At 70.4% G+C, this 26,387-nt stretch carries 29 protein-coding genes; 22 read left to right on the forward strand and 7 right to left on the reverse strand.

Annotated elements, in window-relative coordinates; all coding sequences use genetic code 11:
* Positions 1–51 precede the first annotated feature (51 nt).
* Together ACI2L1_RS32120 and ACI2L1_RS32125 are read right to left on the reverse strand one after the other, a co-directional pair.
* Positions 52–990 (reverse strand): hypothetical protein, encoded by a 939-nt coding sequence (locus tag ACI2L1_RS32120; RefSeq protein ID WP_404742922.1) that lies wholly within the window; start codon positions 988–990, stop codon positions 52–54.
* A gap of 28 nt (positions 991–1,018) precedes the next feature.
* Complete coding sequence (locus tag ACI2L1_RS32125; protein WP_404742923.1) at positions 1,019–1,741, reverse strand: LPXTG cell wall anchor domain-containing protein; 723 nt, start codon at positions 1,739–1,741, stop codon at positions 1,019–1,021.
* Between the two features lie 126 nt (positions 1,742–1,867).
* Between ACI2L1_RS32125 and ACI2L1_RS32130 the strand changes: the two genes are divergently transcribed.
* Positions 1,868–2,923: a hemin ABC transporter substrate-binding protein gene (locus tag ACI2L1_RS32130; RefSeq protein WP_404742924.1), complete on the forward strand. Its 1,056-nt coding sequence runs from the start codon at positions 1,868–1,870 to the stop codon at positions 2,921–2,923.
* 6 nt (positions 2,924–2,929) lie between these two features.
* Here ACI2L1_RS32130 and ACI2L1_RS32135 read toward each other — a convergent pair whose 3' ends face one another.
* Positions 2,930–4,057 carry an acyltransferase family protein gene (locus tag ACI2L1_RS32135; protein ID WP_404742925.1) on the reverse strand — a complete coding sequence of 376 codons (1,128 nt, stop codon included), beginning with the start codon at positions 4,055–4,057 and terminating at the stop codon, positions 2,930–2,932.
* Between the two features lie 146 nt (positions 4,058–4,203).
* On the opposite strand from ACI2L1_RS32135, the gene ACI2L1_RS32140 reads away from it, so the two are divergent.
* The 6 genes from ACI2L1_RS32140 to ACI2L1_RS32165 all read left to right on the forward strand — a co-directional run bounded on the left by ACI2L1_RS32140 (position 4,204) and on the right by ACI2L1_RS32165 (position 11,766).
* Positions 4,204–5,037 (forward strand): M55 family metallopeptidase, encoded by an 834-nt coding sequence (locus tag ACI2L1_RS32140; RefSeq protein WP_404742926.1) that lies wholly within the window; start codon positions 4,204–4,206, stop codon positions 5,035–5,037.
* A complete protein-coding gene (locus ACI2L1_RS32145; RefSeq protein ID WP_404742927.1) occupies positions 5,030–6,334 on the forward strand; it encodes a M20/M25/M40 family metallo-hydrolase in 1,305 nt (434 codons plus the stop codon). Before ACI2L1_RS32140 ends, ACI2L1_RS32145 begins: the two co-directional genes overlap by 8 nt.
* 16 nt (positions 6,335–6,350) lie before the next feature.
* Positions 6,351–8,300, forward strand: a complete 1,950-nt coding sequence (locus ACI2L1_RS32150; protein WP_404742928.1) for an LpqB family beta-propeller domain-containing protein — start codon at positions 6,351–6,353, stop codon at positions 8,298–8,300.
* Entirely contained in the window at positions 8,297–9,220 is a 924-nt protein-coding gene (locus ACI2L1_RS32155) for an LD-carboxypeptidase (RefSeq protein ID WP_404742929.1), read from the forward strand. Before ACI2L1_RS32150 ends, ACI2L1_RS32155 begins: the two co-directional genes overlap by 4 nt.
* A gap of 117 nt (positions 9,221–9,337) precedes the next feature.
* Positions 9,338–11,086: a CocE/NonD family hydrolase gene (locus ACI2L1_RS32160; RefSeq protein WP_404742930.1), complete on the forward strand. Its 1,749-nt coding sequence runs from the start codon at positions 9,338–9,340 to the stop codon at positions 11,084–11,086.
* A gap of 116 nt (positions 11,087–11,202) precedes the next feature.
* A complete protein-coding gene (locus ACI2L1_RS32165) occupies positions 11,203–11,766 on the forward strand; it encodes a GNAT family N-acetyltransferase (RefSeq protein WP_404742931.1) in 564 nt (187 codons plus the stop codon).
* On the opposite strand, the gene ACI2L1_RS32170 is transcribed toward ACI2L1_RS32165, so the two are convergent.
* Positions 11,738–12,025, reverse strand: coding sequence for a hypothetical protein (locus ACI2L1_RS32170; protein WP_404742932.1), 288 nt, complete (start codon positions 12,023–12,025; stop codon positions 11,738–11,740). The two genes, ACI2L1_RS32165 and ACI2L1_RS32170, sit on opposite strands and share 29 nt — an antisense overlap.
* A 212-nt stretch (positions 12,026–12,237) precedes the next feature.
* Entirely contained in the window at positions 12,238–12,588 is a 351-nt protein-coding gene (locus ACI2L1_RS32175) for a VOC family protein (RefSeq protein WP_404742933.1), read from the reverse strand.
* A gap of 129 nt (positions 12,589–12,717) precedes the next feature.
* Between ACI2L1_RS32175 and ACI2L1_RS32180 the strand changes: the two genes are divergently transcribed.
* Together ACI2L1_RS32180 and ACI2L1_RS32185 are read left to right on the forward strand one after the other, a co-directional pair.
* Positions 12,718–13,224, forward strand: coding sequence for a phage holin family protein (locus ACI2L1_RS32180; protein WP_404742934.1), 507 nt, complete (start codon positions 12,718–12,720; stop codon positions 13,222–13,224).
* A 33-nt stretch (positions 13,225–13,257) separates the two neighbouring features.
* Positions 13,258–14,274, forward strand: a complete 1,017-nt coding sequence (locus ACI2L1_RS32185) for an SDR family oxidoreductase (RefSeq protein WP_404742935.1) — start codon at positions 13,258–13,260, stop codon at positions 14,272–14,274.
* Positions 14,275–14,329: 55 nt separating this feature from the next.
* On the opposite strand, the gene ACI2L1_RS32190 is transcribed toward ACI2L1_RS32185, so the two are convergent.
* Both ACI2L1_RS32190 and ACI2L1_RS32195 read right to left on the reverse strand, forming a co-directional pair.
* Positions 14,330–15,421 (reverse strand): enolase C-terminal domain-like protein, encoded by a 1,092-nt coding sequence (locus ACI2L1_RS32190; protein WP_404742936.1) that lies wholly within the window; start codon positions 15,419–15,421, stop codon positions 14,330–14,332.
* Between the two features lie 3 nt (positions 15,422–15,424).
* Entirely contained in the window at positions 15,425–16,384 is a 960-nt protein-coding gene (locus ACI2L1_RS32195) for an LLM class F420-dependent oxidoreductase (protein ID WP_404742937.1), read from the reverse strand.
* A 138-nt stretch (positions 16,385–16,522) separates the two neighbouring features.
* Here ACI2L1_RS32195 and ACI2L1_RS32200 point away from each other — a divergent pair, with 138 nt between their 5' ends.
* From ACI2L1_RS32200 to ACI2L1_RS32260, 13 genes are read left to right on the forward strand one after another with little or no spacing between them, the layout of a single operon-like run.
* Positions 16,523–18,238, forward strand: coding sequence for an FAD-dependent oxidoreductase (locus ACI2L1_RS32200; protein WP_404742938.1), 1,716 nt, complete (start codon positions 16,523–16,525; stop codon positions 18,236–18,238).
* A complete protein-coding gene (locus ACI2L1_RS32205) occupies positions 18,235–20,082 on the forward strand; it encodes a transketolase (RefSeq protein ID WP_404742939.1) in 1,848 nt (615 codons plus the stop codon). The genes ACI2L1_RS32200 and ACI2L1_RS32205 overlap by 4 nt, the downstream gene beginning before the upstream one ends.
* Positions 20,079–21,011: a non-homologous end-joining DNA ligase gene (gene ligD, locus ACI2L1_RS32210; RefSeq protein WP_404742940.1), complete on the forward strand. Its 933-nt coding sequence runs from the start codon at positions 20,079–20,081 to the stop codon at positions 21,009–21,011. Before ACI2L1_RS32205 ends, ligD begins: the two co-directional genes overlap by 4 nt.
* Before the next feature lie 45 nt (positions 21,012–21,056).
* Entirely contained in the window at positions 21,057–21,425 is a 369-nt protein-coding gene (locus ACI2L1_RS32215) for a gas vesicle protein (protein WP_404742941.1), read from the forward strand.
* Positions 21,426–21,480: 55 nt separating this feature from the next.
* The gene (locus ACI2L1_RS32220) at positions 21,481–21,906 is read left to right on the forward strand and encodes a gas vesicle structural protein GvpA (RefSeq protein ID WP_404742942.1); all 426 of its coding nucleotides are present in this window, start codon (positions 21,481–21,483) and stop codon (positions 21,904–21,906) included.
* Positions 21,903–22,673 (forward strand): GvpL/GvpF family gas vesicle protein, encoded by a 771-nt coding sequence (locus ACI2L1_RS32225; RefSeq protein WP_404742943.1) that lies wholly within the window; start codon positions 21,903–21,905, stop codon positions 22,671–22,673. The genes ACI2L1_RS32220 and ACI2L1_RS32225 overlap by 4 nt, the downstream gene beginning before the upstream one ends.
* A gap of 6 nt (positions 22,674–22,679) precedes the next feature.
* On the forward strand, positions 22,680–22,943 hold the full coding sequence (locus ACI2L1_RS32230) for a gas vesicle protein GvpG (protein ID WP_404742944.1): 264 nt from the start codon (positions 22,680–22,682) through the stop codon (positions 22,941–22,943).
* Positions 22,940–23,665, forward strand: coding sequence for a DNA primase (locus ACI2L1_RS32235; protein WP_404742945.1), 726 nt, complete (start codon positions 22,940–22,942; stop codon positions 23,663–23,665). Before ACI2L1_RS32230 ends, ACI2L1_RS32235 begins: the two co-directional genes overlap by 4 nt.
* Positions 23,662–24,780: an SRPBCC family protein gene (locus ACI2L1_RS32240; RefSeq protein WP_404742946.1), complete on the forward strand. Its 1,119-nt coding sequence runs from the start codon at positions 23,662–23,664 to the stop codon at positions 24,778–24,780. The genes ACI2L1_RS32235 and ACI2L1_RS32240 overlap by 4 nt, the downstream gene beginning before the upstream one ends.
* Positions 24,777–25,112, forward strand: a complete 336-nt coding sequence (locus ACI2L1_RS32245; RefSeq protein WP_404742947.1) for a gas vesicle protein — start codon at positions 24,777–24,779, stop codon at positions 25,110–25,112. The genes ACI2L1_RS32240 and ACI2L1_RS32245 overlap by 4 nt, the downstream gene beginning before the upstream one ends.
* Complete coding sequence (locus ACI2L1_RS32250; protein ID WP_404742948.1) at positions 25,109–25,909, forward strand: GvpL/GvpF family gas vesicle protein; 801 nt, start codon at positions 25,109–25,111, stop codon at positions 25,907–25,909. The genes ACI2L1_RS32245 and ACI2L1_RS32250 overlap by 4 nt, the downstream gene beginning before the upstream one ends.
* On the forward strand, positions 25,906–26,094 hold the full coding sequence (locus ACI2L1_RS32255; protein WP_007385868.1) for a gas vesicle protein: 189 nt from the start codon (positions 25,906–25,908) through the stop codon (positions 26,092–26,094). Before ACI2L1_RS32250 ends, ACI2L1_RS32255 begins: the two co-directional genes overlap by 4 nt.
* Positions 26,091–26,375 (forward strand): gas vesicle protein K, encoded by a 285-nt coding sequence (locus tag ACI2L1_RS32260; RefSeq protein WP_306974249.1) that lies wholly within the window; start codon positions 26,091–26,093, stop codon positions 26,373–26,375. Before ACI2L1_RS32255 ends, ACI2L1_RS32260 begins: the two co-directional genes overlap by 4 nt.
* Positions 26,376–26,387: the final 12 nt, after the last annotated feature.

Genomic DNA, 26,387 nt, shown 5'->3' on the forward strand with positions numbered 1-26,387 from the left:
CTTTCTGGGGGTGTGCCCACTCCGGTCGGAGTTAGGTAAGGCAAACCTAAGTCAAGGGGTTCGAGGTTTGTCAACTGCCCGCAAAGCGGCCTCTGTTGGCAGAACGACCTCGAACTGCGTGGCGGCTTTCCGTGCGCCGGAAACGGTGTGGAGCTCCACCGCGTGCACGCCTTCGGCGGCCGTCGAATACACCGGGAAGGCTTGGGAGAGGCGGCCCTGCGCGTCGGCCACCGCCTGGTACCGGGTGTCCGCGTCGATCGCGACGAGGATGATCTCGCCGGGCTCGAAACCGGCGCCGGTGACCTGCTGTTCGGCGCCTGCGGGCATGGCGGTGCGGGTAACGGACGCGGAGGGTTTCTTCTTCGCCGTGGTGGGGCTCGGTGACGGCTCCGCAGTTTCCTCGGGCTCCGGCTCGGCCTCGACGGACGACCCCGTTCCCACCGCGACGTCGAGCAGCCCCAGGTCGCCCCCTCGCGTGAACTCCTGCCCGCTCCACTCGGTGAGCAGTTTCGCGCCCTCCTCGGTGAGGGACGCCCGTAGCCCGGTCCATGTCACCCCGGCTGTTCGTACGACGGGGTCGGCGCCGCCTGATGACACGTCGGCGAGAGCCAGTTCACGGGCCTGGCCGTCGGTGGCCGTACGGACGTAGAGGTTGCCGGAGCCGCCCCCCAACTCCAGCCGCAGCCCGCCGAACGTCAACGGCTCAGAGGGGCCGCCGAGTTGGGCGACACCCCCCAACTCGACCTCCATGTCTCCGGTTTCCGGATTCGTGCCGCCGTCCGTGGCCGGGAACCACGCGCGGTTCGCCGCTCCCTGTACGGCGGGTTCGGTGACGTCGAGCGTGAGGGCGGCGGCCGTGGTCCAGCTCGCGTAGCCGCCGGAGATCTCACGGGCGTAGGTCTCGCCGTCCTGCGCGACCGCCGTGGACGGGTGCAGCAGTGCGAGCAGTGCGCCGCAGGCCAGAGCGGCGGCGCCGGGTCTTTTCGCCATCTTCGGTTCTCCCTACGGGAAATGAGGTTCAGGCCGCTCGGCGCCGCCGCGCCCAGTACCAGGTCCCGGTGCCGGCCGCGACCAGCCCGGCCGCGGTGAGCCCGACGGTCAGGGCCGCGGAGCCGGTGCTCGCCAGCGGGCCGCTCGCTTTCGGTTCGGCGCCGGAGTCGGAGCCTGCGCCGGAGTCGGAGCCGCCCGTCGTGCTCGCCTCGGCGGTGGCACTCGGCGATGACGAAGCGCTGCCCGACGTAGCGCCGCTCCCCCCGAACGTCACCGGAATCCGCACGGTCTGGGTCTGGTCCCCGCCGCGTGTGTGGTCGTTGCGGGTGATCACGGCGCATTTCACACCGGACTTGGTGCAGTCGGTGTTCGCGTCCTTCGCCCGGACCGTCAGCCGCACGCTGAACGTGCCCTTGTGCCCGCTGCCTCCGTACGGTTTCGCCAGTCCCTCGCCGTACGACGGCGGGTTGGACGAGACCCACTGCGACGCCCCGGACTCGCCGGACATGTCGACACCGCCGATGCACGGAGTAGGTGTCCTGCCGGCCCCGTTGTCCACGCAGAAGGCGACGTAGATGCCCTTCTCGGTGTTGTAGCCGGAGCCGGAAACGGTCACCGTCTCGCCCGCCGGATCGAGGCCGGAGGACTTGGAGGCGGTGAGTTTCTGCCCCTCGGGTCCGGTCGCCGAGGTCCCCGCGGCGGCCGCGGGCGATGCGACCGCGAGAGCCAGGGCGATCGCGGAGAATCCCACAACTCGCTTGCCTCGCAGGCTACTTGGTCTTTTCACGTCACACCCCCACCAGTGGTTAATAAGGTAAACCTAACCTAAGCTGGCGATCAACTGTAGGTCACCCGTGAGACAGGAAAGGGGCAAGCGATGCGGATGCCCGGAAGATCCCGAACCTCCCCGACGCGCCGAGGCCTCGCGGCTGCCGGACTGGCGCTCGCCCTGCTGACGGCGGGGTGCGGGAGCGGCTCCTCGGCGTCCTCCTCCGCGACGGACGCCTCCCCGGCGTCCGCGAGCGCACGCGCGGCCGTGGCCGGGAAGCAACTCGCGAAGAACACCCTCGTGCCGCTCGAAGGCAAGGCGCCCACACCGGAGTTGCCCGTCACCGTCGACTCCTCGGACGGTCGGAAAGTCACCGTCGCGGACGCCTCGCGGATCCTGCCGCTCAACGGTGGTGTCGCGGAGATCGTGTTCACGCTCGGGCTCGGCGGCCGGGTCGTCGGCCGGGACATCACGGCCACCTTCGCGGAGGCGAAGAAGCTCCCGCAGGTCACCAAGGCGCACGATGTGAGCGCGGAGAGCGTGCTGTCGCTGCGGCCGACCGTGGTGCTCGCCGACACCGACACCGGCCCGCAGGAGGCGATCGACCAGATCCGTGACGCCGGCATCCCGGTCGTCGTCCTCGACCCGGCGACGAAACTGGCCGACGTCTCCACCCGCACCACCCGTATCGCCGAGGCGCTCGGCGTCCCCGCGGCGGGCAAAGCCCTGAACGCCCGGATCGCCGAGGACCTCAGGAAGGCCCGCGCCGCGGTGCCCGAGGGCAGCAGGCCCAAGGTGGCCTTCCTCTACATGCGCGGCAGCGCCGCCGTGTACCTCATGGGGGGCAGGGGCTCGGGTGCCGACTCACTCATCGAGGCCGCGGGCGCGGTGGACGCGGGTGGCGAGGCCGGCCTGGACAAGCCGTTCACCCCGCTCACCAGCGAGGCCCTCGTCAAGGCCCAGCCGGACGTGATCCTGATGATGGACAAAGGCCTGGAGTCGGTCGGCGGGATCGACGGTCTGGTCGACATCCCGGGCATCCGGGAGACCCCGGCCGGCCTGGACCGCAGGGTCGTCACCCTGGAGGACGGGGTGCTGCTCAGCTTCGGCCCGCGCACCCCGCTGGTCATCGACATCCTGGTCGACCGCATCCACCGGACCTGAACCCCCTTACCGGCGCACCTGAGCGGGCACCCCGCCCCTGACCGGTGCGGTCCTCCGGAACGCCCACTCCATCCTCGGCTCCATCACACACCGGAAGACCCGTCGCACGGGCGCGGTGCACAGCGCGGTCACCACCACACCGGCGACCAGCGTGACGGCGATCTCACCGAGCGGGGTGTGCGGCCAGCGGTACCCGGCCCAGTCGACGTGGTTGCCGGCCTGGACGACGAAACCGTGCAGCAGATAGCCGTAGAGCGTGCCCGCGCCCAGGGTCGTGAACCACATCCGGCGGCCCGGCACCCAGGACAGGAAACACGCGACCAGGACGAGCGAGCAGCCGAAGAGGGCCAGGGTCATCAGCGGCCCGCACCAGGCGGGCACACCGAAGTGCTCGGCGGCGTCGCGGTGGAAGAACCACGCGTAGTCCATGCGCGGCACCGCCCAGTACGAGAAGACGACCGCGGCCGCGAACACCGGCACCGCGAGCAGGCGTACCCGCCACTGCCGTACCAGCGAGAAGTGCTCGGGGCGCAGACACAGGCCGAGCACGAAGTACGGCAGGAACTGCAGGGTGCGCTGCAGATCGAGGTCGTTGCCGAGGGACGGGGTCAGGGTGGCGAGCGCGGCGATCGCGAGGGCGATCGGCAGCGGCCACCGCACGCTCCGCCAGATCGGCGTGGTCAGCCGCCAGATGAACAGCGCGGCCAGGAACCACGTCAGATACAGCGGGTCCAGCAGGCTGATCTCGCGGTCCGGGACGCCGTCCGACCACCGGGTGAAATAGGTGTACGCCGTCTCGAACGCGACATAGGGGACGACGACCCCGGTGACCAGGCGCCTGATCTTCTGCGGGCTCGCGTCGAAGGTCCGCGAGAAGTAGCCGGAGACGATGATGAACGCCGGCATGTGGAAGGCGTAGACGATCGTGTACAGCGCCGTGACGGCACGGCTGTCGGAGCGCAGGGGTTCCCAGGCGTGCCCCATCGCGACCAGCACGATCGCCAGGTACTTGGCGTTGTCGAAGAACGCGTCGCGTTGCTTCGGGCGTCCGGGCGGGTTCCCCGGCGCGGTGGCCGGCGCGGTGGTCGCCGCTGTCCGTCGTGCCGACTGTACGGATTGTGCGGTGTCGCTCACTCTTCTCCTTGACCGTTTCCTGTGGAACCCGCGGGGGAGGATACGCGTCTTCCAGGAGTTGGCTGTGAGGTGGGGGTGAGCGGCATTCGGCACGCCTCACCACTTACGGGCGACGTAAACCTCCCCGGCGCGTAACGTGGCGGACCATGAAGATCCTCATCAGCGCCGACATGGAGGGCGCCACGGGTGTCACGTGGCCGGACGACGTGCTGCCGGGCACACCGCAGTGGGTGCGGTGCCGGTCGATGTTCACCTCGGACGTCAACGCCGCTGTGCTCGGCTTCCTCGACGGCGGCGCCGACGAGGTCCTCATCAACGAGGCGCACTCGACGATGCGCAACCTGCTCCTCGAACAACTCGACGAGCGAGCGCAGATGCTGACCGGGCGGCACAAGGACCTCTCCATGATCGAGGGCGTCCAGCACGGCGACGTCGACGGCATCGCCTTCCTCGGCTACCACGCGGGCGCGGGCCAGGAGGGCGTCCTCGCCCACACCTACCTCGCCAACTCCATCACCGGGGTGTGGCTGAACGACGTACCCGCGAGCGAGGGGTACCTCAACGCGTATGTGGTGGCCGAGTACGGCGTCCCGGTCATCCTCGTCACCGGGGACGACGTCGCGTGCGAGGACGCCCTCGGCTACGCACCGGAGGCGCTGAAGGTCGCCGTCAAGGACCATGTCTCGCGCTACGCCGCCGTGTGCCGCACCCCGGCCCGCACCGCAGCCGACATCCGGGCCGCGGCCAAGGAGGCCACCCAGCTGGCGGTCCGTCAGGAACCGGTGCAGGCAGGGCCGTTCACGATCGCAGTCGAGTTCGACGCCGAGCACCTCGCGATGGCCGCCACCGTCGTGCCGGGCGTGGAGCGGATCGGAGCCCGGAAGGTGGCGTACACCAACGGGACCATGTACGAGGGAATCCGTACCTTCAAGGCGGTCACCACCATCGTCTCGGCCGCCGTGGAGGAAGCGTATGGCTGACCAGCAGGCACTGGACGAGGTCGTCCGGTTCACCTCCGACCTCATCCGCATCGACACCACCAACCGGGGTGGCGGCGACTGCCAGGAGCGCCCCGCCGCCGAGTACGCGGCCGAGCAACTGGCCGGAGCGGGCCTTGAGCCCCTGATGCTGGAGCGCACCAAGGGCCGTACGAACGTCGTCGCCCGGATCGAGGGCACCGACCCGTCGGCGGACGCGCTGCTCGTCCACGGTCATCTGGACGTCGTGCCCGCCGAGGCCGCCGACTGGAGCGTGCCCCCCTTCTCCGGGGAGATCCGCGACGGGGTCGTCTGGGGGCGCGGCGCGGTCGACATGAAGAACATGGACGCGATGATCCTGGCCGTCCTTCGGATCTGGGCCCGGCAGGGCGTACGGCCCCGGCGGGACCTGGTCGTCGCGTTCACCGCCGACGAGGAGGCCAGCGCCGTGGACGGCTCCGGGTTCCTCGCCGACGAGCACCCGGAGCTCTTCGAGGGATGCACGGAGGGGATCAGCGAGTCCGGCGCGTTCACCTTCCACGACGGCGCCGGGCGGCAGATCTACCCCGTCGCGGCAGGGGAGCGCGGCACGGGCTGGCTCAAGCTCACCGCGCGCGGCCGGGCCGGGCACGGTTCCAAGGTCAACAAGGAGAACGCGGTCACGCGGCTCGCCGCCGCCGTGACCCGCATCGGCGAGCACGAGTGGCCGCTCAGGCTCACCCCGACCGTCCGCGCGGCCCTCACCGAACTCGCCGCGCTCTACGGCATCGAGACCGACCTCTCCGACGTGGACGGGCTGCTGGAGAAGCTGGGCCCCGCCGCCAAGCTGGTCGAGGCGACCGTACGCAACAGCGCCAACCCGACCATGCTGGAAGCCGGTTACAAGCTCAACGTCATCCCGGGGGAGGCCGTGGCCTACGTCGACGGCCGCTATCTGCCCGGCGGCGAGGACGAGTTCCGTACCACCCTCGACGAGCTCACCGGGCCCGACGTGGACTGGGAGTTCAGCCATCGCGAGGTCGCCCTCCAGGCCCCGGTCGACTCACCGACGTACGCCAACATGCGGGCCGTCGTCGAGGAGTTCGCGCCCGAGGGGTACGTGGTGCCGTACTGCATGTCCGGCGGCACCGACGCCAAGCAGTTCTCCCGGCTGGGCATCACGGGGTACGGGTTCGCGCCCCTGAAGCTCCCGGAGGGCCTCGACTACCAGGCCCTCTTCCACGGGGTCGACGAACGCGTCCCCGTCGAGGCACTGCACTTCGGCGTCCGGGTACTCGACCGGTTCCTGCGGACAGCCTGAGCAAGTGGGGGAGAACGTGCAGACGTCGCCATACGGTTCCTGGCCCTCGCCCATCGACGCGGCACTCGCGGCCGCGCACGACGGACACCCCGAATGGCTGGGCTTCGTCGGGGACGAGGTGTGGTGGACCGAACCCCGGCCCGCCGAGGGCGGCCGCCGCACCCTGGTGCGCGGACGGGCCGACGGCCGGGAGGAGTCGGTGCTGCCCGCGCCGTGGAACGTGCGCAGCCGGGTCATCGAGTACGGCGGCCACCCCTGGGCCGGTGCGGTGGTGGCCGGTGAGCCGCTGGTCGTGTTCGTGCACTTCGCCGACCAGCGGCTGTACCGGTACGAACCCGGGAGCGAGCCGCGCCCCCTCACGCCCGTCTCCCCGGTGGGCGGCGGACTGCGCTGGGTCGAACCGCGGTTGAGACTCGACCTCGGTGAAGTGTGGTGCGTCCTGGAGGAGTTCACCGGCGACGGGCCCACCGACGTACGCCGGGTCCTCGCCGCCGTCCCGCTCGACGGCTCGGCCGCTCAGGACCGGGACGCGGTGCGTGAACTCACCGACGACCGGCACCGGTTCGTCACCGGACCCCGTATCTCGCCCGACGGCTCGCGCGCGGCCTGGCTCGCCTGGGACCACCCGCGCATGCCCTGGGACGGCACGGAGCTGATCGTCGCCGAGGTCAGCGGCGGCATGCTCGGGGAGCCCCGCACGGTCGCCGGCGGCCCCGAGGAGTCCATCGCCCAGGTCGACTGGTCGCCCGACGGCCGTCTCCTGTACGCGAGTGACCGCACCGGATGGTGGAACCTCTACCGCGACGGAGAGCAACTCTGCCCGCGCGAGGAGGAGTTCGGCGGCGCTCTCTGGAAGCTCGGCCACCGCTGGTTCGCCCCGCTGGACAACGGCCTCGTCGCCGTCGTGCACGGCAGCGGCTCGACCGCGCTCGGGATTCTGGACCCCGACACCGGCGAACTCGTCGACGCGGCAGGGCCCTGGACCGAGTTCGCGCCCACCCTCGCGGTGCACGGTGACCGGGTCGTCGCCGTGGGCGCCAGTCCGCGCACCGCCTACGAGGTGGTCGAGCTGGACACCCGCACCGGCAGAGCCCGGGTGATCGGTGCCGAGCACGACGACCCGGTCGACCCCGCCCACTACCCCGAACCGCTGATCCGCACCTTCACCGGACCGGACGGCCGCGACATCCACGCCCACGTCTACCCGCCCCACCACCCCGGGTACATGGCGCCCGGCGACGAGCTGCCGCCCTACGTCGTCTGGGCGCACGGCGGACCGACCGGCCACGCGCCCCTCGTGCTGGACCTGGCGATCGCCTACTTCACCTCGCGGGGCATCGGCGTCGCAGAGGTCAACTACGGTGGCTCGACGGCCTACGGCAGGGAGTACCGCAACCGGCTGCGCGAGCAGTGGGGCGTGGTCGACGTCGAGGACTGCGCGGCCGTCGCGCTCGCCCTCGCCGACGAGGGCACCGCCGACCGCGACCGGCTCGCCATCCGAGGCGGCAGCGCCGGAGGCTGGACCGCGGCCGCCTCGCTCACCACGACCGACGTCTACGCCTGCGGCACGATCGTCTACCCGATCCTCGACCTGACCGGCTGGGGCACCGGGGAGACCCACGACTTCGAGTCGCAGTACCTGGAGAGCCTGGTCGGACCGCTGGCCGAGGTCCCGGGACGGTACGCGGAACGCTCGCCCGTCGAGCACGCCGACCGGGTCACCGTGCCCTTCCTGCTGCTCCAGGGCCTGGACGACGTGATCTGCCCGCCCGCGCAGTGCGAACGGTTCCTGGCGCGGATCGCGGGGCGACGGGTGCCGCACGCCTACATCGCCTTCGAGGGGGAGGGGCACGGGTTCCGGCGGGCGGAGACGATGATCCGGGTGCTCGAATCAGAACTCTCCCTGTATGCCCAGGTGTTCGGGCTCAACCCGCCCGGTGTCCCGACATTGGAGCTCACCAAGTGACAGAACTCGTACGGCCGTCCAGGCTCGGACCCGGCGCCCGCGTGGCCGTGGTCGCGCCGAGCGGACCCGTAGTGGAGGAGCGGCTCCAGGCCGGGCTCGACATTCTGCGCGGCTGGGACCTCGACCCGGTGGTCGCCTCTCATGTGCTGAACACGCACGACGAATTGGCCTACCTGGCCGGATCCGACGCCGACCGCGCCGCGGACCTCCAGCAGGCGTGGTGCGACCCTTCCGTCGACGCGGTGCTGTGTGCGCGGGGCGGCTATGGCGCTCAGCGGATGGTCGACCTGCTCGACTGGGAGGCGATGCGGGCGGCCGGGCCCAAGGTGTTCGTGGGCTTCAGCGACGTCACGACGCTGCACCAGGCGTTCGCCACCCGCTTGGGGCTGGTCACGCTGTACGGTCCGGCCGCCGCCGGGGTCGACTTCGTGAAGAACGCCGTCGCACAGGACCATCTGAAGGCCACCCTCTTCGCCCCGGAGACGGTCCGCACACTCGTGTCCCGGGGCGGCACCCTGGCCCCCGGTCGGGCCCGCGGCGTCACGCTGGGCGGCTGTCTCAGCCTGCTCGCCACCGACCTCGGCACCCGGTACGCCCGGCCCGGGGCGCGGGGCGGACTGCTGCTGATCGAGGACGTGGGGGAGCAGGCGTACCGCGTCGACCGCATGCTGACCCAACTCCTGCGCGGCGGTTGGCTCGACGGCGTCAGCGGCATCGTCCTCGGCTCCTGGGCGGGGTGCGGTCCTTACGGTGTGCTGCGAGCGGTCCTCGTCGACCGGCTCGGCGGACTCGGTGTCCCCGTCGTCGAGGAGTTCGGATTCGGGCACTGTGAAGGGGCGTTGACCGTGCCCTTCGGGGTGGCGGCCGAACTGGACGCCGACGCGGGCACGTTGGCGCTCGACGCACCAGCCCTTCACTGAACCTCCGTCAAGAAACACCCGTCACAGCGATTGACCTTGCCTGACACGTGTCACACCATGACTACCGACCGGTACTTACTGGTCGGTAAGTCGGGTTGTCCTCAGTGTGGAGGTCTTGTGTCCCGTCGTGTGCTCGGATCCTGCGTCCCCCTCGCTCTCCTGCTCGGCGCCACACTCACCGCTCCCGCCACCGCAACCGCCCAATACACCGCCACCGCACTGAAGTTCACCATCCAGGCGGGCGGCCGCACCTGCACGGTCGACGCCGACCTGTACCGCCCTTCAGGCGTGGACCGGGCACCCGCCGTCCTCACCACCAACGGCTTCGGCGGGAGCAAGTCCGACGGTTCCACGGACGCCACCGCCAAGGCCTTCGCCCAGCGCGGATATGTCTCGCTGGCCTACTCCGGGCTCGGCTTCGGCAAGTCGGGCTGTCTGATCGCCCTCGACGATCCACGTATCGACGGTGTGGCCGCCTCGGCTCTCATCGACTTCCTGGGCGGGAAACGCGCCGCCGACGACGGCACGAAGGCCGACTTCGTCACCCTCGACGGTCCCGGTGACCCGCGCGTCGGCATGATCGGCGGCTCCTACGGAGGTGCGGTCCAACTGGCGACCGCCGCTGTGGACCACCGTGTGGACGCGCTCGTGCCGATGATCACCTGGAACGACCTGGCGTACTCCCTGGATCCCAACAACGTGAGGGCCGGTGGAAGCGTCCCCGGCTCCTTCAAGTGGCAGTGGACCAACGGTTTCTACCTCATCGGCGAGAGCCAGCCGCTCACCACCGCCAACCTCGACCCGTCCCGGATCAACTCCCTCGGCTGTCTGCACTTCGTCACCAAGGCCTGCGACACCGTCCGCACCCTCAACTCCGGCAGCTATCCGGCGGACCGCACGGCCGAGCTGCTCGACTACTCGCACAGTGTGTCCCCGGTGTCGTACCTGAGCCGCGTCAAGGCGCCCGCCCTGCTGGTCCAGGGGCAGGCCGACAGTCTCTTCAATCTCAACGAGGCGACAGCGACGTACAAGACGCTCAAGGCGCAGGGCACGACCGCCAAGATGATCTGGCAGTCCTGGGGACACAGTGGCGGGATGACCTCTCCGGCCGCCGGTGAACTCAACCTCGCCCAGGGCAACCTGGAGACCAGCTATGTCGGCCGGCGGATCCTCGCCTGGTTCGACCGGTACCTGCACAAGCAGAAGGGCGTCGACACCGGACCGGCCTTCGCCTACTACCGGGACTGGATCACCGACCCGAACGGCACCTACGCCACCGCCGCCCGCCTCCCCGCACTCAGTCAGAAGCTCTACCTCTCCGGCGACGGCAAGCTCGTCGACAGCAGCAGGAAGGTGGCGCGGGGGAGCCGGTCGTACAGCAACTGGCTTGTTCCCACGAGCCATTCGGAGAGTTCGCTGGCCGGTGTCGTGGGCATCCCGGACCCGGCGCCGTACGACACGGCCGGCACCTACGCCGGGTGGACCAGTGCGCCGCTGGCCCGGACCCTCGACGTCGTCGGCGCGCCGAAGGTCACCCTCAAGGTGAGTTCGCCGGAGGCCGAGCGCACCCAGCGCTCCGGCGACGCGGCCGACAAGCTCGTCCTGTTCGCCAAGATCTACGACATCGCGCCCGACGGCACGAAGACCCTCGCCCACCGGCTGGTCGCGCCGGTCCGGGTGCCCGACGTGACAAAGCCGTTCACGGTGACGCTGCCGGGGGTCGTCCACCGGTACGAGAAGGGGCACCGTCTGCAGTTCGTGATCGCGGCGAGCGACGACGCGTATTTCGGGAACCGGGGGATCAAGCCGGTGACCGTGGTGAGCGCACCCGGGAAATCGGGCGTGCTGGAGCTGCCCGTCGTATGAGTCACCCGGAGAGCAGCGCTCACCATGCACGACGGGCTTCGGGCTCACCCTGGTCGCATGAGCACCGGCCAGGGTGTTCATGAAACGGCGCAGCTGGGACGCCGTAAGGTGGCGGGATGCCGCACACCGCTTCCCGGTACCTCGCCGAAGGCCCCCGCGTGGGCATACGCCACTTCACCTACGAGGACGGTGCCGAGTTCACCGCCCGGGCCCGGGAGAGCAAGGAACTCCATCAGCCGTGGCTGTTCCCGCCCGACGGCGAGAGCGCCTATCTCGCCTACGCGGGCCGGCTGATCGAGGACCGGACCAAGGCGGGGTTCCTCGTCTGCGAGAAGGACGGCGAACGGGGCGACGGGGCCATCGCCGGGTACATCAACATCAACAACATCGTCGAGGGCGGCTTCCAGTGCGGGGCCCTGGGCTACGGCGCGTTCGCGCACGCAGCCGGGCGCGGGCTGATGCGCGAGGGTCTCGACCTGGTGGTGGGGTACGCCTTCGGACCGATGCGGCTGCACCGTCTGGAGATCAACGCGCAGCCCCGGAACTCCGCCTCCATCGCCCTGGCCCGCAGCTGCGGCTTCCGGCTGGAAGGGTTCTCCCCGAAGATGATCTACATCGACGGGGCGTGGCGGGACCACGAGCGCTGGGCGATCACCGCCGAGATGCTGGCCTCCGGTTGATCTTCATGGTGTCGAGGTCCGTGACCGTCGACTTCCGCTCGCGAAAGCCGTGGCCCAGGCCCCGCAGCGCCGTCTCCGCGCGGTCCGCCGCGTCCGACACCACCACGCATGCGGAATATCGTGCACGCTCTGGAGAGCAGGGTGGTGGTGCCGCCGCGCTGCGACTGGCGAGACACCGGTCGCCCTCACTGGCGGCACATGCCGGAGACCGCGCTCCACCCCGCTCGCCGAGTACCACCCGGGTGTCGCCCAGTGGCACTCCGGTGACCGGGCGCAGGCGGTGCGCAGTTGGGAGCGGGGGGCTCGAACTGACCCCGTCCGTATGGCCGTTGCTGCGCTGTCTCGCGGGCCGTCTTCGACGGGGGCTTCGAGGTGGCCGATCTGCGGGAGGGAGCCGAGGCGATCGGCCGACTCTGGAGCCGGATCAGCGGCGAACCGCTTCCTCCGCACTACGACGGAACAGGAACCGCTCTAGGTGACGTTGCGGTCCACGTACTCGTACACCACCCCGTCCGGATGCATCACGATCAGATTGCGGCCCACCGGCGTCGGCACCGGGCCCGCGATGATGCGGGCACCCAGCTCGCTGAGCACGTCATGGGCCTCGTCGACGTCCTTCACCGCGATGGTCGCCGCGACCTTGCGCAGCACTTCCAGTTCGGCTTCGGGGCCGCTCATCAGCAGGAAGCAGCCGACCGCGGCCACCTGGACGCCGCCGCGCTCGAAACGGAGGGCTTTGGCGCCCGCAAGCCGCTCGTAGAAGACGACCGCGGCCTCCAGGTCGTCGACACAGACACGCAGCGTGGTTCCCAGAATGTCCATGCGGACGAGCCTAGTTGCGGCGACCGGGCCGAGGAGATCGTTTCACGCGATCCTCCCGAGCCGGCCGCCGGTGCCGCACAGTGGCCCGGGGTGGCGTTATGCGTACGGCAGTGCGGGTACCCGGCGGCCATGGAGCGCTTGGATCATCTGGAGCATCTGGACAAACACCTGGTCGATGAGCTGGCGCAGGTGGCACGCGAGACCGTACGGGAAGAGCTGCGCGAGCAGACGCGCAAGCAGCGCCGTACGGCCATGCTGTACGCCGCGTCCGGCGCCGTCGCCCTCTACGCGGGCGCGGCCCTGGCACTCGCCGTGGGCCTCGCACTCGCACTCGGGCTGCCCGACTGGGCCGCCGCGCTGATCACCGCCGCGATCCTGGGCGCCGTGGCCTATGTGCTGCGCGGCGCGGCGAGGCCCGCCGCGTCCCGGCCGACGGCCGCGCACGAGGCCGACATGAGCGCCGGGCGCGACCGCGTCGCCGGTGGTACGGCACCGGTGGCCGCGCCGCCGAGCGGGCTCGGGACGCCGTATCCGCCCATGCCGCCGGTCGCCCCCGGGGCACCGGGGACGCCGGAACCCGGCACCGCGCCGCGCCAGGACGACATCGACCCCGAGCAGCCGCACCACCGGGCATGACGCGTGGTGCGCGACACAGGGAAGGGATCGCGCGTGAAGCACGGCAAGGTGGTGGTGGTGACCGGCGCCAGCGGCGGCGTGGGGCGCGCGACGGTCCGTGCCTTCGCCGAACGAGGCGCCCGGATCGCCCTGCTGGCCCGGGGCCGCGAAGGCCTCGCGGCGGCCGCCGACGAAGTGCAGCAGGCCGGCGGTGAGGCCCTCGTCGTGAGCGTCGACATGGCCGACGCCAAGGCCGTCGACGACGCGGCCCAGAAGGTCGTCGACGCCTACGGGCACATCGACGTCTGGGTCAACAACGCCTTCTCCGGAGTCTTCGCGCCGTTCACCGAGATCACGCCGGACGAGTTCCGGAGGGTGACCGAAGTGACGTACCTGGGCTATGTGTTCGGCACGCGTGCCGCGCTTCGTCACATGCTGCCGCGGAACCGGGGCACGATCGTGCAGGTGGGGTCCGCGCTGGCCTACCGGGGGATTCCGCTGCAGTCGGCGTACTGCGGGGCCAAGCACGCGATCCAGGGGTTCAACGAGTCCCTGCGGTGCGAGTTGCTCCATGAGGGCAGCGGCGTCCGTACGACGATGGTGCAGCTGCCGGGCGTCAACACACCCCAGTTCGACTGGGTGTTGAACCGGATGCCCGGACGGGCTCGTCCGGTGGCGCCGGTGTACCAGCCGGAGGTCGCCGCTCGCGCGGTCGTGCACGCGGCCTTTCACGCGCGGCGGCGGGAGTACTGGGTCGGCGGGTCCACGGTGGCCACGCTCATCGCCAACGCGGTCGTGCCGGGGGTACTGGACCGTTACCTCGCCCGCACCAACTTCGAGGCGCAGCAGGAAGAGGGGGAGCACGGCGGTCCCGGGAACCTGTGGGCGCCCGCGGACGGACCGCACGGGCGGGACTTCGGGGCGCACGGCCGCTTCGACGAGGAGGCCGTGGCCGGCAGCCGGCAGGACTGGCTCTCCCGCAACCGCGCCCGGATGGGCATGGGGCTCGTGGCGGCCGTGGCCGGAGGGCTGGGCGCCGCGGTGACCGCCGGGATCCGCCGTCGGGGCTGAACACCACGGCACACGGTGAGCGGCGGGAGCCATCGGCCCCGCCGCTCACCGTCGTTCACGCCACCCGGTACTCCTCCACCTCGTCCGTCCGCAGCGTCAGACCGTGGCCCACCCCCGCCAGCGGGCGAACCGTGCCTCCCGTCGGATCCAGCGCGCCGTCGAAGAACATGTCCTCGATGCGGACGTGGTCGTGGAACCACTCCATGTGACGGATGTTGGGGATCGCGGCGGCCGCCGCCGCGTGGGCGTGCGGGGCGCAGTGTGTCGAGACCTCCAGGCCGTGGGACTGGGCCAGGGCCGCGGCGCGCAGGAACTCCGTGAGGCCGCCGCAGCGGGTCGCGTCGATCTGGAGGCAGTCGACCGCGCCCGCCGAGATCATGCGGGCGAAGTACGGGAGGTCGTAACCGTATTCGCCCGCCGTGACATCGCAGACGAGCGCGTCGCGGACCAGGCGGAGGCCGGTCAGGTCGTCAGAGGAGACCGGCTCCTCGAACCAGCCGACGCCGTGCTCCACCAGGGCGTTGCCCACCCGGACCGCCTGCTTGCGGGTGTACGCGCCGTTCGCGTCGACGTACAACTCGGCGTCGGGGCCGATGACTTCGCGGGCCGTCCGGACCCGGGAGAGGTCGCGGGAGACCGCCCGGCCCCAGCTCTCGCCGATCTTCAGCTTGACGCGGGGGATGCCCTGGCCGTGCACCCAGCCGTTGAGCTGCGCGGCCAGATGCGTGTCGTGGTACGTGGTGAAGCCGCCGCTGCCGTAGACGGGGACGCGTTCGCGGGCCACGCCGAGCAGCCGGGCCAGGGGGAGTTCCACGAGACGGGCCTTCAGGTCCCACAGGGCGATGTCGAGGGCCGAGATGGCGCACGCCGCGATACCCGGGCGGCCCGCGTTCCGGACCGAGCGGCACATCGTCTCGTGCAGCGCCGGGATGTCCAGCGCGCTGCGGCCCTCGACCAGGGGCCCGAGGTGCTCGGTGAGGAAGTCGCCGACCGCGGCCGGGCCGTAGGTCCAGCCCGTGCCGGTCTCGTCGCCCGTCGTCACCTCGGCGATCACCATGGTCGTGGTGTCCCACGCGAGCGTGCCGTCGGCCTCGGGGGCGTCGGTCGGCACCGTGTACACCGAGACGACCGGCCTGAGAAGGTTCATCGTTCACCCTTGCTGGAGCTGGGGCAGCACCTTCGTACGGTAGAAGTCGAAGAAGCCGCGCTGGTCTGGACCGATCTGGTTGACGTAGACCAGGTCGAAGCCCGCGTCGGCGAAGGCGCTGAGCGCGGCGACGTGCTCGTCCACGTCGTCCCCGCACACCGACTTCTCGGTCACCATCTCCTCCGTGACCAGTGGCGCCAGCTGCTCGAAGTGGCTGGGCGACGGCAGGATCTGGGCCATCTCGCCGGGCAGGAACTGGTTGAACCACAGCTTGCGGACCGTACGGACGCATTCCTCGCGGTCCGTGCCGTAGCAGACCTTGGTGCCCCCGCTCACGGGCTTCCCGGCGCCGCCGCCCTTGCGGAACTGCTCGACCATCGACTCCTCGGGCATCATCGTGATGTACCCGTCGCCGACCCGGGACGCGAGTGCCGTGGCCGACGGGCCGAAGCCGGAGATGTCGATGGGGACCGGCTCGTCGGGGACCGTGTAGAGGCGGGCGTTCTCGACCGTGTAGTGCGTGCCGTGGTGGTTGACCTCCTCGCCCGTGAAAAGGCGGCGCATCACCTGGATCGACTCCTCCAGCATCTCCAGGCGGATGTGCGCGGGCGGCCAGACATGGCCGAGGACATGCTCGTTCAGGGCCTCGCCGGAGCCCACGCCCAGCCGGAAGCGGCCGTTCGTCATCACCGCCGAGGTCGCCGCGGCCTGTGCCACCACCGCCGGGTGGATCCGCACGGTCGGGCAGGTCACGGCCGTCTCGATGGGCAGTGACACCGCCTCCGACAGCGCGCCGATCACCGACCAGACGAAGGGGCTCTGGCCCTGCGCGTCGTTCCACGGGTGGTAGTGGTCGGAGATCCACAGCGCGCGGAAACCGGCCTGCTCGGCCATCCGCGCCTGTTCGACCAGCTCCGCGGGACCGAACTCCTCGCAGGACAGGAAATAGCCGTATTCGGGCATGGGGGTACCTCCGGCGGCTCCTTGAGCAGTGGGCTTTGCCCGAGTACCCGGCGGCCCGTGCGGAAACCGGCGTTTGGGTGCCCTGGCCAGGGGGACGCGGAAGGCTCCCGAGGTACGCGACAGCCCCGGAGGCGAACCGTGAGTCGACCGCGCATCGTGATCGTCGGTGCCGGCTTCGCCGGGTACCGGACGGCCAAGGAACTGTCCCGAGAAGCCCGCGGCAAGGCCGACATCACCCTGCTGAACCCGACCGACTACTTCCTGTATCTGCCCCTGCTGCCCCAGGTCGCCGCCGGCATCCTGGAACCCCGCCGGGTGACCGTCTCCCTGTCCGGCACCCTGCCCCGGGTGCGCCTTGTGCTCGGCGAGGCCGACGGCATCGACATGGACACGCGGACCGTCCACTACACCGACCCGGAGGGCGACGGAGGCACCCTGTCCTACGACCGGCTCGTGCTGGCCGTCGGCAGCGTCAACAAACTGCTCCCCATCCCCGGCGTCGCCGAGTACGCGCACGGCTTCCGTGGCCTGCCCGAGGCGCTGTACCTGCGGGACCACGTCACCCGGCAGGTGGAACTCGCGGCCGCGGCCGACGACCACAAGAACTGCCAGGCCCGCTGCACCTTCGTGGTGGTCGGCGCCGGATACACCGGCACAGAGGTCGCCGCGCACGGGCAGCTCTACACCGACGCACAGGTCCGCGGGCATCCGCTCCGGGAGGACATACGGCCCCGCTGGATACTCCTCGACGTCGCGGACCGGGTGCTGCCCGAGCTCGACGAGCACCTCTCCACGACCGCCGACCACACCCTGCGGGAGAGGGGTGTCGAGGTGCGCATGGGGACGTCCGTGAAGGAGGCCACGCCGAACGGGGTGCTGCTGACGGACGGTGAGTTCGTCGAGACCCGGACCCTTGTGTGGTGTGTCGGCGTACGGCCCGACCCGCTCGTCGAGTCCACCGGGCAGCCTCTCGAACGCGGGCGGCTCGTCGTCGACCCGTATCTCCAACTCCCGGGCCGCCCCGAGGTGTTCGCCTGCGGTGACGCGGCCGCGGTGCCGGACCTGGACAACCCCGGCGGCTTCACGCCGATGACCGCACAGCACGCCTGGCGGCACGGGAAGACGGTGGCGCGGAACATCGCCGCCTCGTTCGGGGACGGTGAGCGACGGCCCTACCGGCACAAGGACCTGGGCTTCGTCGTGGACCTCGGTGGCGCGAAGGCCGCCGCCAACCCGCTGCACATCCCCCTCTCCGGGTTCGCTGCCGGTGCCGTCACACGCGGCTACCACCTCGCAGCGATGCCCGGCAACCGCGTCCGCGTCGCCGCCGACTGGCTGCTGGACGCCGTACTCCCGCGCCAGGCCGTCCAGTTGGGCCTCGTACGGTCCTGGTCGGTACCGCTGGAATCGTCGTCACCGGAGCTTGCCCGGGTGCCCGGGCGGCCGGAGGCACGCCAGGAGACCGACGCGCGCTCCGGGCCCGGGGCCGCGACCGAGGAGGAGACGGGACCGGGACGAAGGCCGACCGAGCGACCGGCCGTTCCGGGAGACACCGCGGCCGAGCAGACCGACCCACGGGAGCCGACGATCGCCGGGGCGAGCGCCGGCGAGGCGGTGATCGCGGAGGCGAAGGCCCGCGAGGCGGCGGAACGAAAGAACCCCGGCCCCACCAGGCGCCGACCCGCCCCTGCGGGGAACCGGCCCGGTGGTTTGCCGGCGAGGAATCAGCCCGCCCCTGAACCCGCCCAGCAGCAACCCGCCCCCGAACCCACCGAGAACTCAGGCGGTGAGTCGGGGAAAGCCCCCGGCCCCGTCAAGCGCACCGACGCGGATTCCGCGGAAGGAGACTCATGAACACCGGTGAACTCGTCGAACTCGCCCAGCAGTTGCGCGTGGACAGTGTGCGCGCCGCAGGGGCCGCGGGCTCCGGGCACCCGACCTCCTCGATGTCCGCCGCCGACCTGATGGCCGTACTCCTCGCCCACCACCTCCGCTACGACTTCGACCGTCCCGAACACCCCGGCAACGACCGCTTCGTGCTGTCCAAGGGCCATGCCTCGCCGCTGCTGTACTCCGCCTACAAGGCCGCCGGCGCCGTCGACGACGAGGAGCTGCTGACCTTCCGCAAGGACGGCAGCCGGCTCGAAGGACATCCCACCCCGCGCAAGCTCAAGTGGGTCGAGACCGCCACCGGTTCCCTCGGTCAAGGACTCCCCGTGGGCGTCGGCATCGCACTGTCCGGCAAGCGGCTGGACCGCACCGGGTACCGCGTGTGGGTGCTCTGCGGGGACAGCGAGCTCGCCGAGGGGTCGATCTGGGAGGCCGCCGAGCACGCCGGTCACGAGCACCTCGACAACCTCACCGCGATCGTCGACGTCAACCGTCTGGGCCAGCGCGGACCCACCCGGCACGGCCACGACCTCGACGCCTACGCCCGCCGCTTCCAGGCCTTCGGCTGGCACACCGTGGAGGTCGACGGGCACGACGTGGACGCGATCGACCGCGCGTACGGCGAGGCCGAGTCCACCAAGGGCCAGCCCACCGCCATCCTCGCCCGCACCCTCAAGGGCAAGGGCGTCGCCGACGTCGAGGACCGCGAGGGGCTGCACGGAAAGCCGCTGAAGAACTCCGACGACGCGATCGAGGAACTCGGCGGCGTACGCGACCTGCGCGTCCAGGTGCACGAACCGCCGGCCGCCCGCCTGCTGCACGCCGTACACACCGGACACCTCGAACTGCCCAGGTGGGACAAGGGAGATGAGGTCGCGACCCGAGACGCCTACGGGCAGGCCCTCACCGCCCTCGGTACCGGACGCGGTGACGTCGTCGCCCTCGACGGCGAGGTCGGCGACTCCACCCGTACCGAGTTCTTCGCCAAGGAACACGCCGACCGCTACTTCGAGTGCTACATCGCCGAGCAGCAGATGGTCGCGGCCGCCGTCGGACTCGCCGCGCGCGGCTGGGTGCCGTACGCCGGCACGTTCGCGGCCTTCCTCACCCGCGCCTACGACTTCGTCCGCATGGCCTCCATCAGCGGGGCCGGCATCAACCTCGTCGGCTCGCACGCGGGCGTGGCCATCGGACAGGACGGGCCCAGCCAGATGGGTCTTGAGGACCTGGCGATGATGCGGGCGATCCATGACTCGACCGTGCTGTACCCGTGCGACGCCAACCAGACCGCCCACCTGGTCGCCGCGATGGCGGACCTGGACGGTGTCCGCTATCTGCGCACCAACCGCGGCGAGAGCCCGGTGATCTACGGCCCCGGGGAGGAGTTCCCGATCGGCGGCAGCAAGGTGCTGCGGTCCTCCGAAAGCGACCGGATGACGGTCGTCGCGGCGGGCGTCACCGTGCCCGAGGCGCTGAAGGCCGCCGACGCCCTCGACCAGGAGGGCATCCGGATCCGGGTGATCGACCTGTACTCGGTCAAGCCCGTCGACCGGCCCACCCTCCGACAGGCCGCCGAGGACACCGGCTGCCTCCTGACCGTCGAGGATCACCGCGAGGAGGGCGGCCTCGGCGACGCCGTCCTCGACGCCTTCGCCGACGGCAGGCCGGTGCCGCGCCTGGTGCGCCTCGCGGTCCGTACGATGCCGGGCTCGGCCTCGCCCGAGGAGCAGCTGCACGCCGCGGGCATCGACGCCGAGTCGATCGCGGCCGCCGGACGGCTGCTGGTGGAGCAGGCGATCGCGTCGTGAGCAGGGGCGACGTACGGACCGTACGCGCAGGGAAACACACCGTGGAGGTGCACCGACCGGACAAGGTGCTCTTCCCCGGCGGCGACGGCGCCAAGGAGTACACCAAGAGCGATCTCGTCGACTACTACCGGGCCGTCGCGCCCTTCATGCTGCCGCATCTGCGCGGCCGTCCGCTGATGCTGGAGCGGTATCCGGACGGCGTCGGCGGCCCCCGGTTCATGCAGAAGAACACCCCTGACAGCTACCCGGAGTGGATCAGCCGGGTCGAGGTGACGAAGGAGGGCGGCACCGTCTGCCACACCGTGTGCGACGACACCGCCACCCTGCTCTACCTCGCCGACCAGGCCTCCCTCACCCTGCATCGCTGGCTTTCCCGGGCCGGAAGCGTAAAGCGGCCCGACCGGATGGTCTTCGACCTCGATCCGGCCGGCGACGACGACTTCGCGGCGGTGCACGAGGCGGCCTGGCTGCTCGGAGAACTGCTCGACGAGCTGAAGCTGCCCTCGGCGCTGATGACCACCGGCTCACGCGGACTGCATGTGATCGTGCCCCTCAACGGCAGGCACCACTTCGACGAGGTGCGCGCGTTCGCCAGGGACGTCGCCGACACCCTGGTCGCGGGCCACCCCGACCGTCTCACCACCGCCGCCCGCAAGAAGGAGCGCGGAGACCGGCTCTACCTCGACGTACAGCGCAACGCCTACGCGCAGACCGCCGTCACACCCTTCACCGTACGGGCGAAACCGGGAGCTCCCGTGGCCACCCCGATGGCCTGGACCCAGCTGGACGACCCGGACCTGGACGCCCGCCGGTGGACCATCGCCGACGTGGTCGAACAGGCCCGCACCCATCCCTGGGCCGGAGTGCTCGCCAAGGGCCGGGCGCTCGGACCGGCCCGGCGCAGGCTGAACGCGTTGATGCCCTCCTGAAGGTTTGGCGAACGAACGAGCGGCCACCCGGGGTGAGAGGTGGCCATGGCGAACACAAAAAACTCACCAGAAACACAAGCTCCACGGAATTCCCCCAGAGGGAAAGAAAAGGACACGGAAGAGAACGTGGCGAACGAACGGCGGCCCAATCCGATGGAGGTGCTGCGCCAGGCGCGCGCCCAGCTCTCGGAGCTGACCGGCATGACCGCCGAGAACGTCTCTTCCTTCGAACAGACCGAGGACGGCTGGTCGTTGGAGGTCGAGGTCCTCGAACTCTCCCGCGTGCCCGACACGATGAGCCTGATGGCGAGCTACCAGGTCGAACTCGACCCCGAAGGTCAGCTCACCGGCTATCGGCGCGTTCGCCGTTACGAGCGCGGGCGGGCCGACGCACACCGGCCAGGCGGCCGCTAGGCCGCCCACCTCGGACATCCGCACACGACACGACAGACAAGGAGGTACGGTCGGCATGACCGTTGTCCCGGCACAGCAGGGCGGTGGAGGCGGCTCCAGTGGTCTCTACGACGTTCTGGAACTGGTCCTCGACAGGGGGCTCGTCATCGACGCGTTCGTACGGGTATCCCTGGTCGGCATCGAAATCCTGAAGATCGACGTACGGGTCGTGGTGGCCAGCGTCGACACCTATCTCCGCTTCGCGGAGGCATGCAACCGGCTCGACCTGGAGGCCGGCCCGCACCGCGACCCCGGTCTTCCCGACCTCGTCGGCGAGATCACCGAGTCCGGCGCGCGCGGCAAGTCCAAGGGCGCGCTGTCCGGCGCCGCGGAGACCATCTCCGACGCCTTCAAGCAGGCGCGTGAGGGGGACGGCCAGACCGAGTCCAGGCCGCGGGCCCGCAAGTCCACCACCGCGCGCAGGAAGGAGGAACAGGAGTGAGCACGTATGTGTACGGCATCACCGCTGCCTCCCACCCTTCACTGCCCGAGGGCATGGGCGGGGTCGGCGACCCCGCGCTCCCCGTGCGGGTGCTGAAGGAGGGCGATCTGGCGGCCATCGTCAGTGACGCGCCCGAGGGCCTCAAGCCCAAGCGCCGTGACCTGCTCGCGCACCAGAACGTGCTGAGCGAGGCGGGCGCGGACGGCTGCGTCCTGCCCATGAGGTTCGGCAGCGTCGCGCCCGACGACGGCACCGTCACCGGGGTGCTCGCGGAGCGCTCCGAGCACTACAAGGAGCGTCTCGGCACCCTGGACGGCAAGGTCGAGTACAACGTCAAGGCCACGCACGACGAAGAGGCCGTGCTGCACCGCGTGATGTCCGAAAACCCGGAGGTCCGCGCGGTGACCGAGGCCAACCGGCAGGCCGGCGGCGGCAGTTATGAGCAGCGTCTGAGGCTCGGCGAGATGGTCGTGGCCGCGGTCAAGGCCCGTGAGGCCGAGGACGCCTCCGAGGTGCAGCAGGCCCTGGAACCGGTCGCCGAGGCGATGAGCGTGGGACCCGAGTCCTCCGGCTGGCTCGCCAACGTGTCGTTCCTCGTGGGGCGCGACTCGGCCGCGTCCTTCCTGGCCGTGGTGGACCAGCTCCGCAAGAGCCATCCGCACCTCGACGTGCGGGTCAACGGCCCGCTGCCGCCGTACAGCTTCGTCGACCCGGGTCCGGCAGAGCCCGCGGGCACCACGGTCGGCATCGACCATGCGGAGGAGTGAGCGACGGTGGGTCTCATCTCAGAGGTGTTGCTGCTGCCGTTCGCCCCGGTGCGCGGCAGCGCCTGGGTGATCAGACAGGTGCTGAGCGAAGCGGAGCGCCTCTACTACGACCCGGCGACGGTCCGGGCCGAACTCGCCCGGCTCGAGGAGCGTCTCGAGGCGGGCGAGATCGACGACGAGGAATTCGACCGGCAGGAGGACGAACTCCTCGAACGACTGGAGATCGGCCTGCGCGGGGGCGCGGGGACTGGCGACGGGACGACACTATGAACCGAGTGGGACTGGGCCTCGCGGTAGGGGCCGGATACGTCCTCGGACGTACGAAGAAACTGAAGATGGCGTTCGCCGTCGGCACGCTCGTGGCCGGCAAGCGGATGCATCTGAGCCCGCGGGCGCTCGCGGACCTGGTGTCCCAGCAACTGCTGAAGAACCCGCAGTTCAAGGAGATCGGGGACCAGCTGCGCCAGGATCTGCGCGGAGTCGGCAAGGCGGCCTCGGGCGCCATGGTGGAGCGGCAGATCGACACGATCGCCGACCGGCTGCACGGCCGTACCGCCCAGGTCCGCGACCAGCTCTCGGGCGTGGCGCCGGAGGTGCCGGGCCTCTTCGAGGACGAGGACGACGAGGACGACGCGTCCGAAGGGGACGAGGAGCAGGACCAGGAGGAGACTGGAACCACACAGGCCGAGGCCGACGAGGAGCCCTCGGACGAGGACGAGGACGACGACGAGTCCGCGTCCGAATCCGATGAGTCCCCCGCTCCGGCCCGGGCGAAGAGGGCCGCGAAGAAGGCCCCCGCCAAGAAGGCGGCGGCGAAGAAGGCGCCCGGGAAGCCGCCCGCCAAGAAGACGGCGCAGAGCCGCACGGGCGGCAAGAAGGCCGCGGCGAAGAAGGCCACGGCGAAGAAGACGGCTGCCAAGAAGGCGACCACGGCCAGGGGTGCGGGACGTGGCGCCCCGGCCCGGCTGCCGAAGGGAGACGGTGAGCGATGACCGAGACACTCGGATCCGCCCGCAACGTCACCGACAAGGCGAAGAACAACCCGCTCACCGACGTGGCCCACAGCGAGGCCGCCGACCGGCTCAAGGCCGAGGTGCAGGAGTACCTCTCCGCGCAGGTCCAGCGGATGCTGGTCGGCGTCGGCCACAAGCTCGGCGAGACCACCGGCAAGCTCAACGACATCGCCGAGGGCAACAGCCCCGGCTTCGCCAAGCTCGCCCTCGACGGCGGCCGAAAGCTCGCCGAGGGCAAGGGGCCGATGCGCAGCGCGGTGGAGCTCGGTTTCTCGCGGGCCAAGGACAACGTGGTCGGCGCCTTCAAGAACCTCGGCGGCGGCAAGGGCAAGGGCAAGCGGAAGGGCGGGGTGGGCCAGAAGCCCACGGTGATCATCGAGTTCATCGATGTCGGCGTGGATCTGCGCACGGCCTACGACCAGTGGACCCAGTACCAGGACTTCTCGACCTTCGCGAAGGGCGTCAAGAGCGCGAGCCGCGCCGACGACACCCACTCCGACTGGCAGATGAAGATCTTCTGGTCCAACCGCAGCTGGAAGGCGACGACCACCGAGCAGCTCCCGGACGACCGGATCCAGTGGGCCTCCGAGGGCGCCAAGGGCACGACCAGGGGGGTCGTCTCCTTCCATCGGCTCGCCGACAACCTCACCCGGGTCCTGCTGGTGATCGAGTACTACCCCCAGGGCCTGTTCGAGAAGACCGGCAACATCTGGCGGGCCCAGGGCCGCCGGGCCCGGCTCGACCTCAAGCACTACGCCCGCTTCATCACCCTCAAGGGCGAGGCGGAGGACGGCTGGCGCGGCGAGATCCGCGACAGCGAGGTCGTCAAGAGCCACGAGGACGCGGTGGCGGAGGAAGAGGAAGAGGGCGCCTACGACGAGGAGGGCGCCGAGACCGACGAGCGTTCCGAGACCGAGGACGCCGAGGACGCCGAGCCGGACGAGGAAGCTGAGGACGAGTACGAGGAGTACGACGAGGAGGAGCCCGAGGAAGAGGGCCCCGAGGACGAGGAAGGCGCGCTGGAGGAGGAAGAGGAAGAGGAAGAGGCGCCTGAGGACGAGTACGAGTACGCCGAGGGCGGGAGTCGACAATGAGCATGCCCAGCCGGCTCCCGGACCCCTACGGCCAGGGAAGCGGCGCCAACCTGGCGGACATCCTGGAGCGAGTGCTGGACAAGGGCATCGTCATCGCGGGTGACATCCGCATCAACCTGCTCGACATAGAGCTGCTCACCATCAAACTGCGGCTCATCGTCGCCTCGGTCGACAAGGCCAAGGAGATGGGCATCGACTGGTGGGAGGACGACCCGGCACTGTCCACACGGGCACGCCGTGACGAACTGTCCCGCGAGAACGCCGAGTTGCGCGAGCGGCTGGCCAGGCTTGAGGAACTGGCGCCCGCTCGCGCACAGGAGGAGGGCTCATGACCGGACTGCGCTATGTCTACGCCGTCTGCCGTCCCTTCGGGGCCGCCCTCCAGTCCCAGCTGACGGGAGTGGGAGGCGATCCGCCGCGACTGCTCACCCACCGTGGCCTGATCGCCGTGGTCAGCCATGTGCCGGAGCGGGACTTCGCCGAAGGCCCGCTCCGCGCCCATCTGGAGGACCTGGAGTGGCTGACCGCCACCGTCCGGGCCCACCAGTGCGTGATCGACGCGCTCACCGCCGTCACCACTCCGCTGCCGCTCCGGCTCGGTACCGTCTTCCGGGACGACAGCGGCGTACGGACGATGATGGAGGCGCGCGAGGAGGACTTCCTGCGCACCCTCGACCGGCTGGAGGGCCGGGTCGAATGGGGCGTCAAGGTGTACGCCGAAGAGGAACCGCGAGCGGTGGAAAGGCCGGCCCAGCCGGTCTCGGGCCGTGATTACCTGCGGCAGCGACAACTGCGGAACAAGGCGACCGAGGACAGGTGGCAGAAGGCGGAGGCGTTCTCCGACCACCTCCATCGGACGCTTTCCCTGCGCGCCGAGGACTCCAGGCTGCATGCCCCGCAGAACGCGACGCTTTCCGGCGCCGCCGGAAAGAACATACTCAACGCGGCCTATCTGGTGCCGCGCACGGATTCCGAGGAATTCGTGGAACTGGTGGACCGGACAAAGGACGACGCCCCGGGAATGCGGGTGGAACTCACAGGACCCTGGGCCGCCTACTCCTTCACGGAAACGACGGAAACGACGGAAACGACGGAAACCCCGGAAACGGAAGAGGAGCGGCACTCGTGACCGTGATCGAACGGCGTGAGGTGGCGCTCGTCGACCTCCTCGACCGGCTGCTGGCCGGCGGGGTCGTCATCACGGGGGACATCACCCTGCGCATCGCGGACGTCGATCTCGTCCGTATCGACCTCAACGCACTGATCAGCTCGGTCAACGCGCAGGTGCCCTCACCCTGGGAGGAGTTGCTGTGACAGCCCGACGAAACAGGCTCGACCTCGAACCCGACACCGTCGAGCGGGACCTGGTCAAACTCGTCCTGACCGTCGTGGAACTGCTGCGCCAGCTCATGGAGCGGCAGGCGCTGCGCCGCTTCGACGAGGGCGATCTGAGCGAGGAGCAGGAGGAACGTATCGGGCTCACCCTCATGCTCCTCGACGACCGTATGACCGAACTGCGCGAGCGGTACGGACTGCGGCCCGAGGACCTGAATCTGGACCTCGGGCCGCTGGGACCGTTGCTTCCCCGGGAATGAATTCCCGGGAAC

This window comes from Streptomyces sp. NPDC019531, assembly GCF_044903305.1.
GTDB lineage: Bacteria > Actinomycetota > Actinomycetes > Streptomycetales > Streptomycetaceae > Streptomyces.

Bases quoted from the DNA above. Each gene is read 5' to 3' on its own strand.
- ACI2L1_RS32180 (WP_404742934.1), top strand. From the start codon at position 12,718: ATGGAGCGCTTGGATCATCTGGAGCATCTGGACAAACACCTGGTCGAT.
- ACI2L1_RS32140 (WP_404742926.1), top strand. From the start codon at position 4,204: ATGAAGATCCTCATCAGCGCCGACATGGAGGGCGCCACGGGTGTCACG.
- ACI2L1_RS32190 (WP_404742936.1), bottom strand. From the start codon at position 15,421: ATGAACCTTCTCAGGCCGGTCGTCTCGGTGTACACGGTGCCGACCGAC.
- ACI2L1_RS32240 (WP_404742946.1), top strand. From the start codon at position 23,662: ATGACCGAGACACTCGGATCCGCCCGCAACGTCACCGACAAGGCGAAG.
- ACI2L1_RS32235 (WP_404742945.1), top strand. From the start codon at position 22,940: ATGAACCGAGTGGGACTGGGCCTCGCGGTAGGGGCCGGATACGTCCTC.
- ACI2L1_RS32195 (WP_404742937.1), bottom strand. From the start codon at position 16,384: ATGCCCGAATACGGCTATTTCCTGTCCTGCGAGGAGTTCGGTCCCGCG.
- ACI2L1_RS32130 (WP_404742924.1), top strand. From the start codon at position 1,868: ATGCGGATGCCCGGAAGATCCCGAACCTCCCCGACGCGCCGAGGCCTC.
- ACI2L1_RS32145 (WP_404742927.1), top strand. From the start codon at position 5,030: ATGGCTGACCAGCAGGCACTGGACGAGGTCGTCCGGTTCACCTCCGAC.
- ACI2L1_RS32175 (WP_404742933.1), bottom strand. From the start codon at position 12,588: ATGGACATTCTGGGAACCACGCTGCGTGTCTGTGTCGACGACCTGGAG.
- ACI2L1_RS32215 (WP_404742941.1), top strand. From the start codon at position 21,057: ATGGCGAACACAAAAAACTCACCAGAAACACAAGCTCCACGGAATTCC.
- ACI2L1_RS32245 (WP_404742947.1), top strand. From the start codon at position 24,777: ATGAGCATGCCCAGCCGGCTCCCGGACCCCTACGGCCAGGGAAGCGGC.
- ACI2L1_RS32120 (WP_404742922.1), bottom strand. From the start codon at position 990: ATGGCGAAAAGACCCGGCGCCGCCGCTCTGGCCTGCGGCGCACTGCTC.
- ACI2L1_RS32205 (WP_404742939.1), top strand. From the start codon at position 18,235: ATGAACACCGGTGAACTCGTCGAACTCGCCCAGCAGTTGCGCGTGGAC.
- ACI2L1_RS32165 (WP_404742931.1), top strand. From the start codon at position 11,203: ATGCCGCACACCGCTTCCCGGTACCTCGCCGAAGGCCCCCGCGTGGGC.
- ACI2L1_RS32250 (WP_404742948.1), top strand. From the start codon at position 25,109: ATGACCGGACTGCGCTATGTCTACGCCGTCTGCCGTCCCTTCGGGGCC.
- ACI2L1_RS32220 (WP_404742942.1), top strand. From the start codon at position 21,481: ATGACCGTTGTCCCGGCACAGCAGGGCGGTGGAGGCGGCTCCAGTGGT.